The following is a 13,259-nucleotide window of genomic DNA, read 5'->3' on the forward strand; positions in this document are numbered from 1 at the left end:
CAAACATACATAAAAAATTTTTGTATATCAAAATAATTTAGCGACCTTAATTTTAAACAAAAGCCTATATAAAACACATGATTTCTTTAAACGCAAAGAGGTTTTGTGTTGAAAATTTTTTCAATCTTTAGTTTTTACCCAAAAGCTGGATGCAACCTGGAATACGATCAATTTAAAAATGCCTGGGGTATATGTACAGCAAAGAAAGTAAACAGGATAAAAAATAGATGATGCAATGAGAAAAGGATAGGAAGAATACGATGTAAAGTAATGGAGGTTAAAATAAAAATCTAAAGAAAACTGTTTCTTCTTATTAAATTTTCAATAAAACACGTACCCATCATATCACTCATTTTCTCATGCCTTGTTAAGGCTGTTGCATTTTGTGTTATAGTTCAGCAAATAAGTACGTTAGGTACGCAACTGCCTCTCCATAAGAATAATCATATTTAAAATTCATACCGGCTGTAACTTTTGTTTTACCTGCAAGCGTAGCAAAATCTTCTTTCCCATTTACTGCCATCTTTTCTTACATCAAAACTGCAGGTGATGTATGCAGGCTGCCGTCTTTAAAAAGATTATTCCGTTTTCCGCAGCGTGTATCCCATATACCTGTGCCGCTATTTGCATAGTAACATGTTCATTAGCCGGCATCTGGTTCACTTTTTTCAGGTCTCTGGGAATAGGGTTTAATATATAGCTTCCCTGTTCTCCTTCTTTCGTTAACCTAAGTTCACTCTTGTGAAATGCCAACGACATTTTTTGAACACCAGATATGGAAATACGTTTCCTGTTTTATATAAACCGTATTGCGTCTTCTTCGCTGTGTTGAGGTGAATCGTAGCCTAATATGTGGCTTACCTTTTTTGCATCGAACATCCTTCGCAGAAAAACAAGGCTATAGGTATGATAGCCTTCGGTCAGTAAACCCGGGCAATATTCAATTTCAGGAATGCTCATGTCATTATCGGTTTAACGGTTACTGCCCCAACTGTATTATAGCGCGCTATGGCTGCCAGCAATCCAAAATCATCTTCTTCATCTATTCTTAATGCACTGTTCTGCGGTAAGCCTGCCGGCCATTTGTGGATCACTCATTTGTTTGATTACCTGGCTTAAACGAGTGCGGATTGATTTACCGGCTGAAGTGCAGCCGCCAAATTCGTTCATGTTTTCACGAGTTCTTTCAAACTCAGGAGAGCCGTTAAGATCTGATCATCGGAAGGACCGCCAACCATTCCGCGAAGTCGCCAGAAAGACCTTTAATCTTGAAGTGACGGACCCCGCCCATTGTGCCAGAGTATCTTGTTAAACCCTGTTTGTCTTGCCATTTTTACAATGTTTAAAAGTGGTTTTTAATAGAAACTATTTATTTTCAAAATAAATTCGTGAATAATTGAAAATCAGCACTATATATAAGGAAAAGCAATGCAAAACATAGCAATCGCACCGCAAATAGTAAAAACTCATTATACTGTAACAAGAATTGTTGATGGAGGTGGCTTATTTGTAGTTTGATATGTTCGCAAAAATGAAACTGAAATACGCCTCTTGAGAATTGATGCACACCTGAAATAAATAGGTGTAGAAAATTGATCCAGGATGAAGGCAAACACACATACCGGTCAGCTGCTTTTAAGCCTTGGCATGGCATCTAAAGCGTTCTTGTCATCTATTGTTCATCCGAGACAAAATGTTTCTCCGATAACAGAAGGAAGCTCAAATGTGGATAGGCATAGCTGGACACTGGCTTACGTTATTCTTTCTAATGGTGCTTGTTTAAGTGAAATAATGATAAGAGAGGGATACGCAAAACCTTATAATAAATATTACTGTTCCAAACTCAACTATTTTCAAGAACTTTCTTTTGATGCAGAATAAAAGAGGATTATTCAGTGAAGTCTTGAGTTTTTAGGTAAGTGTTTACCCCGAAATGAAAAATGCCTCGCAAGCTTTTGACTTACAAGGCGTTATTATTTTAATCTGCGGACCGGACGGGACTCGAACCCGCGACCTCCGCCGTGACAGGGCGGCATTCTAACCAACTGAACTACCGATCCAAAACTCCCCGTTTGTTTTCGGGAGTGCAAATATAGGGGCATTCGGCATTTATCAAACAAATCTTTCAAATAAAACTTACTAATTTCTATATTTTAGCTTATTTTAAATATCATCAGGAATTGTTCCCTTATTAATCACGCAATCTCAACAGGAATTATAAAGCTGCCAAATTGATTAGATTAACGTATGGGCTATCAAATCTTAACAACATGTTCCTGTTTATATTGTTTAAAAAAAGTAAAGTATTATTAATGTCTTATAACGAGTATAGTTCTTTCAGTAATGCTGCCATTTTTGATTAACACAAGAATATAATTACCATCAGGAATATTCGTTGTATTTAGCTGTGTATTGAATTTGCCTTTCACCTGAATTCCTTTTTTTTCTGATAACCTTATTCTTCCTGACTGATCAACAATCATCAATTCAATATTTCCTGTATTCTCAATACTGCAACTAACTGTTGCTGCATTGCCTGCCGGATTAGGATGCACCACAAGGTTACTTATTTCTTTATTGGTCATCATTACTGCATTATCATCATTGGCTGATGATAATGCAGTAATTTTTACGCTGTAATCTTCGGTTTCACCATTCGTATAATTGCATGGTTCGTTGTAGGCAAAAAATGTTTCTTCGGTTACAATACGCATCCGTGTATTGCCATTTACCGCATTGGCAGGAATAATAAAACTAAAAGGCAGTTCCTTTTCTCCCAAAGTTTTTTTTCTTCCTATAAGTTCACCGGCATCGGATAAAAGTTTATTCTTATTAAAATCTATATAAATGCTTACTGTTACCGAATCGTTTATCAGCGGGCTTTTTACCGGCTTCACATACAAGGTGTAATTTTTTTGTTTTGTAAAAGGAACGATTATGTTTGTATAATCACCATAGCCCGAACCATTGTTTCCGCTCGTATTCTTTTTATTTTTAAATCTTACGGATTCAATATAAATTAAGGAGTTGGAATGTGCTGCGCAATATCCGCCTTTTGCAAGTGTGCTAAAAACCCATTTTAATTTATACCTGCTTATAGTGTCGCTGCAAACGGATGCCACCCTGAAAACATATTGTGTATTGAGTTTGAGGTTTTTCAATAAATAATTTGTATCCTGAATATTAAAAACAGTATCCCACTTTGATTTGGCGGTATATTCACGCCAGATAAGATTAAATGATAAAGCACTTTTATCATACCTCTTCCATGTTAATAAAGCTGAGTTAGTGGTGATGTTTTCAGCAAACAGGTTTACAGGATTAATGCAGGCTGCATTTGTTACAGCTTTAGTAGCAGATTGAGCATTTGCATATATGCATGCAAACAATAATAATAAGGTAGAGATTGTTTTCATAAGTTGCTTTTTTGTTTAAGTTATTGCAATTACTGCTTTTTAATGAATGGGCTCTTAAAGCCTAGTTTCTTTAACCCGTTTTGCACATCAGGAATATGCATGAATAAATTCCAGATAAGTTTGCTGCGGTAGTTTTCTATCATCACAACAATTGGCCCCTGGTCTATGGCCAGATGTGTTTTGGCATACCAGTTATGTTCTTCACTAAAGCCATCCGCAAAACCATACTGCCCCCAGATTTTATCACCAAGATCATAATAAAAATGTTTTAATGCCTGCATGGAATACTCAGGTGTGTAAGGCATGGATGATAAAGCCGCAGTGGGTGATATTACACCCACATCTTCCTGCGGGCAATGCGCTACATAACCTTTGTAACTATCGCTGGCCGTTAAGCCCCAGCAGTTTTCACTATAGCCTTTAAATTTTTTTGGATTGTCGATGCAATAAGCGCGGTTAATACGGGTATGGTTTACCACCTGCTCCCAGTAATCCGTATGCCAGTCTTTTAAATTATGCGGATCAACGCCCATGAAAGTATAATGTTCAAAGAATAACGGTCCGCCAAATTCGAAGCCTAACGGCAGCTTTATGTTGTAATAAGTTTTATCATTAATATAAGAAGCGCTGTTTACAAAACTGTTGAAATAAACATCAGGTGAAATGGCATGTGTTGGCGAAGATGCTGCCATAATAAATGTTATCAAACATTCATTATAACCGCGAATGGGAAAGTTCATATCAAAAGAATTCATCGGGCTCCAATGCCAGTACAGTAAAGTATTTCCACCGTTTGCATGCCAATTCCAGTTAGCGCTGTTCCATAATTGCGTAACGCGGTTCCTGAAATATTTTTCAAGTGGCGTATCGCCTTTAAAATATTCCTTCGCACATAAAAATCCCATCAGCAGATAACTCGTTTCAACAATATCTGCGCCGTCATCTAATTTGCCAAACGGAATTGTTTTTCCTGTTGCACCGTTCATGAAATGCGGGAAGATACCATGATAGCTGTCTGCCGTATTTAGAAAATCAACCATCTTCACCAGGCGTTTCAATGCTGTATCATAACCAATCCATTTTCTTTCTACGGCAACAATAGTTGCCAGAATCCCGAAGCCTGTTCCTCCGGTAGCGCAGGCTTCAGGGCCGTAAGTTTTTTTGCTGAAGTTTGGCTCGTCATACGCTTCATTAATATAATCCCAATAATAATCGCCCTGCACTGTATTATCTCTTTCCCTTGCGAGGCCGCTTACCGGGTGTGCATAATGCCAGAAGTATCGGAAGGTTTGCCGCTGCACAATATCAAGCAAAGCGCTGTCGGATATATCTTTAATAACGCCAACGGGCGCAATGGAGTCCGGGTAAGTTGTGTTATTGATTTGTGCAACAGCATTTAAGCAAAATGAAAAAGCAATTGTGGTAACAACAATTTTAAATATCATCGGGAATTGTTTCGTTATTAATGGTGTAGTTCTAACAGAAATTGTAAAGCTACCAAATTGATTAATTATTTGATTTAACAAGCGTTTGACCGTTAATTACAATCAATCTATATTAACGTGCAATTGCGTAAGCATTTGTTTAATGCAAATCGTTTTGTGCATTTAAAAACTCTCTGCACATTGTTACTTTGTCGGTATTAATAACATCAGCATTAAGGTTGATCATTGTTTGCCAGCACTGTTTTGTATCCGGCGCTCCCCATAGCCTCACAGGTTTGCCCAAAGCATGTGCAGCATTGATCATGTTTTCAATTTTAATGCTGTCTGCAGCGGGTAAAGCGCCGTTACCATTCCAGTTGGAATACGTGCGAAAATTATCGCTTATCATTACTATCTTTTCCAAATCTTTTGGTGCGTAATTTTTATCAGGCAAACCATCAAACATTATATAAAACGGATAATTATGAAACGTTGAATCTGCGGGCCTTTCACCACTTATAAAAACCTGTATTGCATTTTTATTTATCTGCCTGTTAAATACTGAAGGATGTTGCTGCAATAAATTCATCAATGCAGGCAATGCCTGCACCTGGTTTTCTTTTATGTCTATCATTAAATAAAAGCTATGTACATTTTTACCGGTATCAAACAATTGCACAATTGGCTGAATGTACATATTGTTTAAACTGCTGGCTGGCCTGATGTCTGTTTTATTATGCGCTACCATTAATTCATCGTTCACATAATATACATCGGCTTCAATAACGCCGGCTTTATTGTTGTAAGCATCGCGGAAGGGAACCGTATGCGAATAATCGTTATGCGAATGAATAATTGGCTGCGCAAATGCAGCATTGGAAAATAATAATGTTGCTGCAATAAAATAAGTTCTAAAAAATTGTTTCATGTATTTTTTTTATTCTGCTATTGTAAAGCCTAATTTGGCAAGGCCATTTTTTACTTCATCACAACTCATAAATAATTTCCATAACAAACCGCTGCGATAATTTTCCATCATTACCACAATGGGCCCCTGGTCTATGGCAAGGTAACGTTGCGGATACCAGTTGTCTGTTTCACTGAAGGCATCGTAAAAGCCATAAGGGCCGAGCAATTTATTTCGAAGTGTTGAATCATTATACCAATGCTTCATGGCGGACATTGATTGTTCAGGCGTATAAGGAAAAGATGATAAGGCTGCCGTTGGCGAAATAACACCGAGATCGTTTATGGAATCAGGCGCATGTGCTGCATAACCTTTCACAGAATAACTTGCCGTTAAACCCCAGCTATCTTTGCCATAACCTTTAAATTGTTTGGGATTGTCAACACACCATTCATAATTCATCTTTGCCATGGTGCTCATCTCTTTCCAGTAATCAGCATATTGATCTTTTAAGTCATGCGGGTTTAAACCAAGCCATGAATAATGTGCCCAGAACAATGGCCCGCCATGCGGCGGATTTCCCTGCATGAATAAATGCAGCGTATCATTTTTATAATTACTTGTTTTATTGATAGCGCCGTTCTGCGCCCAGCCTTCGTGATATACTTCTGCAGGTACTCCATGCGTAGGCGAAGATGCTGCCAGCACATACATGATCAAACATTCATTATAACCATGCACGGCAAAATTTTTCTTCCATTCATAGTTTGGGCTCCAGTGCCAGTATAAAACATTTTGATTGTTTTGGCGGTACCAGTCAAATTCAACAGCTTTCCATAAACTATCAATACGGGCTGCTAAATTTTTTTCTTCATCATTGCCATCTTTAAAATATTGCCGCACGCATAAAAGTCCCTGCATTAAAAAGCTTGTCTCTACGAGATCGCCGCCGTTATCATCAAAACCAAAAGGACGAACATGTCCGTTTTCATCCAGCAACCAATGCGGATAAGCGCCATGAAAACGATCTGCTTTTTCAAGAAAGTTTACAATTTTCTGCAGGCGCTCAAATCCCTGTTGCCTTGTTATATAATTGCGTTCAATGCCTGTTAAAATTGCCATCAACCCAAAACCGCTGCCACCAACGGCAATGGTACTTTGATCGTTTTCGGGATAATCACCATCAATATGAATGCGCTCTGCCGCCATGCCGCTGTTGGGCTCCGCGCCCGTCCAGAAGTATTCGAATGTCCTGCGCTGAATAGTATCGAATAAAGCAGAATCGGAAAGGTTATTTACTGCACTGATATTTTGTTGTTTGGGTTGCGAATTGCACGCTGCGGTTAATATTATAATTATAATTGCAGGTAATGTGTATTTGTTCATATCGTAATTATAATTTAAAGTTTTGGGAAGGGGACGTGGTCAGACGGCTCTATGCCATCAGACCATTAGCAAAAGTGCGGGTTTTTATTTTCATAAGATTTTAAAGTATCTTTTTCTAAATGCTCCCGGTTGAATGCCAGGTCAACAAATAAGTGATTACGAACGAACGCATTTATATTGTTTTAAAGTTTATTGACATTATAAAGCTGGGCTTACCACATGGGGCATTTTATGGCAGATTTGAGGTATGGAAATAGCAGCAAAGCAATGGAACAATTATCTCTTTATTCCAATGGTTATATATCAGGTTTAAGCTGCCTGTTGTATTGTGTATTGTTTTATTGAGTATTGAATATTCTTCTTAACTAAACCATATTAACATTGCAACTATTATTTAAAAAATTTGATGCGCCTGACCGCGTTACCGCAACACCACCGCGCCCAATGCAGGCAGGTTAATAGTTAGCTTATAAGCTTTCGTGCCTTCATCCACAAGTTCTGCTCTTATTTCAGGATTGAATACATCGCCGGTGCCCCAGAATTCTTTGCTGTTGCTGTTGAAGATTTCTTCCCATTCTCCTTTATCATGCACATATATTTCCCAATCATTGCGCACTTGGGTTGTCATATTTAAAATCACAAGCACATCATCTTTACGGTCATTACCAATACGTTTATAACCAATAATGGCATTGCTGCCCTTTGTAAGGTCAAGCCATTCAAAGCCACCGGGCATAAATTGTTTTTCATACAATGCCGGCTCATTACGATATAGCTCATTTAGTTTCTGAACGCAATATTTCATGCCGCCATGACTTACAAATCCCAGCAGGTTCCATTGCAACTCGCTTTTATAATTCCATTCGCTTGATGCAGCAAATTCATCGCCCATAAATAAAAGTTTGGAACCGGGATGCGTGAACATATAAGTATATAGTAAACGCAGGTTAGCAAATTTCTGCCATTCATCACCGGGCATTTTATACAGCATCGGGCTTTTGCCATGCACCACCTCATCATGGCTTAAAGGCAGCATAAAGTTTTCATCATAGAAATACATCATGCTGAACGTAAACTTGTTTTGAATAAGATGGCGCAGTGATGGTTGCATCTTAAAATAATCAAGCGTATCATGCATCCAGCCCATCATCCATTTCATGCCAAAGCCAAGCCCATCTTCAAATGTTGGCCTGCTTACACCCGGCCAGTCGGAGGCTTCTTCGGCAATGGTTTGTATATCTGGAAAATCCCTGAATAAAGTTTCATTCAAATCTTTAATAAAAGCAATTGCTTCAATATTGCCATTGCCGCCAAATTCATTAGGTTCCCATTGGCCTTCCTTGCGGCTGTAATCAAGGCGCAGCATAGAACTTACTGCATCAACACGAAGGCCATCTGCATGAAAACGGTCGCACCAGAAACGTGCATTGCTTATTAAAAAGCTTTTTACTTCGCCACGTTTATAATTGAATACATAAGAATTCCAGTCGGGATGATAGCCTTTGCGCATATCTGCATATTCATAAGTATGCGTTCCATCAAACATAAATAAACCGTGTGCATCGTAAGGAAAATGCGATGGCACCCAATCGAGAATAACACCAATGCCTGCATTATGAAATGCATCAACCATCGCCGCGAAATCCTGCGGGCTTCCAAAACGCGAAGTGGGCGCATAATAACCCGTGCCCTGGTAGCCCCAGCTGCCATCAAAAGGGTGTTCCATTACCGGCATAAATTCAACATGCGTGAAACCCATTTCCTGCACGTAAGGCACCAGCCTTTCTGTTATTTGCTGATAGGTATTATAGCTTTCTTCATCATATTTATTGGGGCGCATCCAGCTTGCCAGGTGCACTTCATAAACAGAGAAGGGTGAAGTGAGCGCATTGTTTTTTTTGCGTTGCTGCATCCATGCTTCATCTGCCCATTCATAAAAAGTGCCCCACGTGATTGATGCCGTAAGCGGCCGTTTCTCCCACAGGTGCGCAAAGGGGTCGCCTTTATTCAACTGCGTTCCGCCATAACCATGAATATGATATTTATAACTTTCACCGCTCCACACACCTGGAATAAAACCTTCCCATATACCGCTTTTATCAAGCCTTACAAATAATTTATGCGCATCATTATGCCAGTTATTAAAATTTCCTATAACGCTTACCTGCGTTGCATTTGGCGCCCATACAGCAAAATAAGTTCCCTGTGTGTTTAATACTTCAAGCTGTTTATTGCCAAATAATTCATACAGCCTGTAATGTGTGCCATTTTGAAAATTACTGACGTCTTCATCACTGAACAGTGAATAATTCCATACGGGCTTTGCACTGTCAACAAAATGTATGTCTTCATATTTTTTATGTTGTGTGTGATGCTGTACATCATCATTTGTATTTTCCATAGCTGTTATTTTTTTAATGACAATTATTTTGTGTCATACGATCTTAAAACCTTGAACGACTGGCGGCCATTCTCCATCATAGCTTTATATTGAACAACACGTGTGCCGCCTGTTGGCTTATCGGCGGCATCGCCTGGCATATAAACCGGGAATTTTCGCATCAGCGTTCCGGTTAACGGCGAAAACACATCGTACCCTTTATAACCTTCCCGGATTTTAGCATCAAGATAAATATCCGGAAAGAAAATGGGGTCGAAACCTTTATCGGCATTATAAGATATGGCAACCACAGAACCTATAGCATCATTATCGCCGCTGTAAACACAAATAGCAAGATCGGGGCGGCCATCATCATTCATGTCATCTGTAAATGCATTCAATACTTTTCCATATACACTAAACGAAGGCTTTCTGCCGCTTACCTGTAAATTAATGGGTGAAACAGTTACTTCATTTTTATCAGCATTTTTGTTATTGCATTCAACGCGAAAACCCTGCTCGCCCATCTTCACAGTTGTATCAAATTTTTTTGATTGGGCTGCAGATTGAACAGTTGAAAAAATAAACAGGAACAGGCAGGTAAAAAAAAGACTCGGTTTCATGCATCGATATTTGTGGAAAATGTTTGGTAAAAGCATCATAGCAGATCAACTTGTTTTAAAGCATTAATAATTAATGCGGGTAAATTACATTATTTACAGTGTTGGTAAACTTTCGGGATAAAATTATTATTGGCTTATTATGTTGCGCAAAGCAATATTTGTACAAATGATAAAGCCTATATATAGTTGCAATGATGCAAATTGATTTGTGTTAAGAAAAAAGTGAGATCAAAACCTTATGCCGTTCAAAGATGCTATAAGCCTTTAAACATATTTGAAAATCATTAACTTTTTGTTTGGAGCATTTACTTCCAATTTTGAAAGTGAAACCCCCTGGTCGCTTATGAAAAGAAATTCTATCCTCTTATTTTTTTTATTGTTCAGCATTTATGCATCAGCACAAAAAGCAACTTTAACAGGTGTAACAATTGATACATCAGAAAATGTTAAGCTTGTTAATACAACCATTGCGCTGCTGAGATCGCAGGATTCCACACTTTATAAATTTACACGCAGCAAAGAAGGCGGCACATTTGAAATAGATAATCTTGATACGGGAAAATATGTATTAATGATTACACGCAACCGCTATGCCGATTATTTTGACGTACTTTCTTTTACGCCGGGCGAAACAAAAAATATCGGTAATGTTATGCTGACAACAGAAGCTAACCTTTTGGCTGATGTTGAAGTGCGGACAAGAATTGCAGCTATGCGCATGAAAGGCGATACACTGGAATTTGCAGCTGATAGCTTTCATGTGCGACAGGGTGCAAGCGTAGAAGACCTTCTGAAAGTATTGCCCGGCATACAGGTGGATAAAGATGGCAACATAACGGCACAAGGTGAAAAAGTGCAGAAAATATTAGTGGATGGGGAAGAGTTTTTTGGCGATGACCCAACCGTTGCAACAAAAAACCTGCAGGCGGATGCATTAAAGTCGGTGCAGGTTTTTGACAAGAAAAGCGACCAGGCTGAATTTACCGGCATTGATGATGGTGAGAAAACGAAAACCATCAACCTTAAACTGAAAGAAGATAAAAAGAAAGGATATTTTGGAAAGCTTGATGTGGGCGGCGGCACTGATAGCCGGTGGAATAACAGCGCCATGATCAATAATTTTAAAGGTAAGAAAAAGATTTCTGCTTATGGCATTATGAGCAGCACCGGTAAAACGGGTTTGGATTGGAATGAGCAAAGCAGTTATGGAAGCGGTAACAGTTTGCAATATGATGATGATTTTGGCGGCTTTTATATTGAAGGCGGCGACGATTTTTCGGGCGGCAGTTATTATGGTGAAGGCGTTCCCAAAAGCTGGGCAGGCGGCATAAATTTTGGCGATAAGTTTAATGATGATAAACAAAACTTCAACGGCAGTTACCGCTTTAATAAATTAAATACATCAGGTGAAGGCAATACATACTCGCAATCAATTTTGCCTGACAGTATATTTTACAATACTGAAACATCCAGAACTTTCAACAGCAGGAACCGGCATTCGGTAAGCAGTATTTATGAGCAGCAGTTTGACAGCAGCTTTTCTTTAAAATTCACCGGCAGCGGATACATAGGCCATTCAAATTCGTTCAGCGATTATACAAACCAGTCGCTGGATGAAAACAGTGTACTGGTAAACCAAAGCAAAAGATCAATTAACTCCACGGGCGATAACTCAAATTTTAATGTAAACCTTTTATTGAAGAAGAAATTTAAGAAACAGGGAAGAACAATTTCTTTAAATATCAGCAATGTTTACAATGCTTCCAATTCTGATGGATTTTTGCGTTCGCTGAATTCATTTTATACCAAAGGTGTTTTGTTTTTAAATGATTCAACAGACCAGGAGAAGAGAAACGATTCTAAAGTGAATATGTTTAATTCTAAAATCGTTTATACGGAACCTTTGATTAAAAATCTTTATGCTGAAATAAATTATGCTTTCAGGTTAAGCACCAATAATGCGGAGAATTTATCGTACGACCGGGCAGCAGACGGGAAATATTCAATGTTGAACGATACTTTCAGCACGCACTATAATTTTGATGTAACAACTAATACCGGCGGCGCAGCGCTGAGATATAATGGAAAGAAATTAACGCTTGGCGCAGGAACAGATATTGCTTCAACCAATTTCAATCAAAAAGATTTATTTAAAGACACTGTATTGAAACGCGATTATCTGAACTTCTTTCCAAAAGTGAATTTTGTATATAAGTTCAATACACAATCCCGCATTTCCATTAATTATAACGGCCGCACGCAGCAGCCGGGCATAACGCAGATTTCGCCGGTGGCTGATAATACCAACCCATTGATAATAAGAAAAGGTAATCCCGGTTTAAAACAAGCGTTTCAACATAGCATGTATATTAATGCAAACCGGTATAAAATGTTAAGCCAGTCAGGTATGTATATGTATGGCGGCGTAACGGTAACAGAAAACGCCATAGTTACCAACCAGTTTACAGATACAAGCGGCATTACAACTTATACTTATGTAAATACGAACGGAAATTATAATGCTTATGGAGGCATTGGTTTGTCTAAAAAGTTTACGAAGGCTGATTTTTATTTGAATTATGGCGTGCGGTATAATTCCAGTAAATATTCAAACTTTGTGAATGGCGTAAAGAACGAAACCAATAATTACAGCCCGAGTGTGAATGTTGGTTTTAATAAAGGCAAAGAGAAGAAATATGATTTTAATTATTGGGCCAGTGTAGGCTACAATATTTCAACTTCATCAATTAATAAGGCTGCTGAAACAAAATACTGGACAACAAATCATAACCTTGACCTCACTGTTTATTTACCTGCAAAATTTGAGATCAACAATAATGTAGATGCAAGTTTCAGGCAAAAAACGGCCATATTTACTACCAATAATAATGTGGTTTTATGGAATGCTTATCTCGGAAGAAAATTCTTTAAAAACGATAAAGGCCTGCTTAAGTTTTCCGTGTATGATTTGCTCAATCAGAATAAAGGATACCAGCGACAGCTATCTACCAATGTTATCACCGAAAGAAATTATAATACCATCAAACGTTATTTCATGCTCAGTTTTGTATGGAATTTTTCCAAAACAGCAGCAGGCATGCCAGCGTCTAATCAACCATAAAT

Annotated in this window: 10 protein-coding genes and 1 tRNA gene; 2 read left to right on the plus strand and 9 right to left on the minus strand. The window is 38.3% G+C overall.

Annotation, left to right across the window (positions count from 1 at the left end; translation table 11 throughout):
• Positions 1-534 precede the first annotated feature (534 nt).
• On the minus strand, positions 535-759 hold the full coding sequence (locus tag BM015_RS21510; RefSeq protein WP_177191824.1) for a hypothetical protein: 225 nt from the start codon (positions 757-759) through the stop codon (positions 535-537).
• 36 nt (positions 760-795) lie between these two features.
• Positions 796-960: a hypothetical protein gene (locus BM015_RS21515; RefSeq protein ID WP_177191825.1), complete on the minus strand. Its 165-nt coding sequence runs from the start codon at positions 958-960 to the stop codon at positions 796-798.
• 642 nt (positions 961-1,602) lie between these two features.
• On the opposite strand from BM015_RS21515, the gene BM015_RS05625 reads away from it, so the two are divergent.
• A complete protein-coding gene (locus BM015_RS05625; RefSeq protein ID WP_090655751.1) occupies positions 1,603-1,881 on the plus strand; it encodes a thermonuclease family protein in 279 nt (92 codons plus the stop codon).
• Between the two features lie 105 nt (positions 1,882-1,986).
• Here the strand turns inward: BM015_RS05625 and BM015_RS05630 are convergent.
• The 7 genes from BM015_RS05630 to BM015_RS05660 all read right to left on the minus strand — a co-directional run bounded on the left by BM015_RS05630 (position 1,987) and on the right by BM015_RS05660 (position 10,136).
• Positions 1,987-2,060 (minus strand) — tRNA-Asp (locus tag BM015_RS05630).
• Between the two features lie 249 nt (positions 2,061-2,309).
• Entirely contained in the window at positions 2,310-3,416 is a 1,107-nt protein-coding gene (locus tag BM015_RS05635; RefSeq protein WP_090655754.1) for a GEVED domain-containing protein, read from the minus strand.
• A 29-nt stretch (positions 3,417-3,445) separates the two neighbouring features.
• Positions 3,446-4,861 carry a glucoamylase family protein gene (locus BM015_RS05640; protein WP_090655757.1) on the minus strand — a complete coding sequence of 472 codons (1,416 nt, stop codon included), beginning with the start codon at positions 4,859-4,861 and terminating at the stop codon, positions 3,446-3,448.
• 139 nt (positions 4,862-5,000) lie between these two features.
• Positions 5,001-5,768: a PI-PLC domain-containing protein gene (locus tag BM015_RS05645; RefSeq protein WP_090655760.1), complete on the minus strand. Its 768-nt coding sequence runs from the start codon at positions 5,766-5,768 to the stop codon at positions 5,001-5,003.
• Between the two features lie 9 nt (positions 5,769-5,777).
• Entirely contained in the window at positions 5,778-7,133 is a 1,356-nt protein-coding gene (locus BM015_RS05650; protein WP_090655763.1) for a glucoamylase family protein, read from the minus strand.
• Positions 7,134-7,554: 421 nt separating this feature from the next.
• Positions 7,555-9,534, minus strand: coding sequence for a 1,4-alpha-glucan branching protein GlgB (gene glgB / locus BM015_RS05655; protein ID WP_090655767.1), 1,980 nt, complete (start codon positions 9,532-9,534; stop codon positions 7,555-7,557).
• Between the two features lie 23 nt (positions 9,535-9,557).
• Positions 9,558-10,136 (minus strand): hypothetical protein, encoded by a 579-nt coding sequence (locus BM015_RS05660; RefSeq protein WP_090655770.1) that lies wholly within the window; start codon positions 10,134-10,136, stop codon positions 9,558-9,560.
• A gap of 343 nt (positions 10,137-10,479) precedes the next feature.
• Between BM015_RS05660 and BM015_RS05665 the strand changes: the two genes are divergently transcribed.
• Positions 10,480-13,257, plus strand: a complete 2,778-nt coding sequence (locus BM015_RS05665) for an outer membrane beta-barrel protein (RefSeq protein WP_090656165.1) — start codon at positions 10,480-10,482, stop codon at positions 13,255-13,257.
• Positions 13,258-13,259 lie beyond the last annotated feature (2 nt).

The organism is Parafilimonas terrae, assembly GCF_900115755.1.
Lineage (GTDB): Bacteria > Bacteroidota > Bacteroidia > Chitinophagales > Chitinophagaceae > Parafilimonas > Parafilimonas terrae.

Coding starts and splice junctions, on each gene's coding strand:
- BM015_RS21510 (WP_177191824.1), bottom strand. CDS start 759: ATGTCGTTGGCATTTCACAAGAGTGAACTTAGGTTAACGAAAGAAGGA.
- BM015_RS21515 (WP_177191825.1), bottom strand. CDS start 960: ATGAGCATTCCTGAAATTGAATATTGCCCGGGTTTACTGACCGAAGGC.
- BM015_RS05625 (WP_090655751.1), top strand. CDS start 1,603: ATGAAGGCAAACACACATACCGGTCAGCTGCTTTTAAGCCTTGGCATG.
- BM015_RS05635 (WP_090655754.1), bottom strand. CDS start 3,416: ATGAAAACAATCTCTACCTTATTATTATTGTTTGCATGCATATATGCA.
- BM015_RS05640 (WP_090655757.1), bottom strand. CDS start 4,861: ATGATATTTAAAATTGTTGTTACCACAATTGCTTTTTCATTTTGCTTA.
- BM015_RS05645 (WP_090655760.1), bottom strand. CDS start 5,768: ATGAAACAATTTTTTAGAACTTATTTTATTGCAGCAACATTATTATTT.
- BM015_RS05650 (WP_090655763.1), bottom strand. CDS start 7,133: ATGAACAAATACACATTACCTGCAATTATAATTATAATATTAACCGCA.
- glgB (WP_090655767.1), bottom strand. CDS start 9,534: ATGGAAAATACAAATGATGATGTACAGCATCACACACAACATAAAAAA.
- BM015_RS05660 (WP_090655770.1), bottom strand. CDS start 10,136: ATGAAACCGAGTCTTTTTTTTACCTGCCTGTTCCTGTTTATTTTTTCA.
- BM015_RS05665 (WP_090656165.1), top strand. CDS start 10,480: ATGAAAAGAAATTCTATCCTCTTATTTTTTTTATTGTTCAGCATTTAT.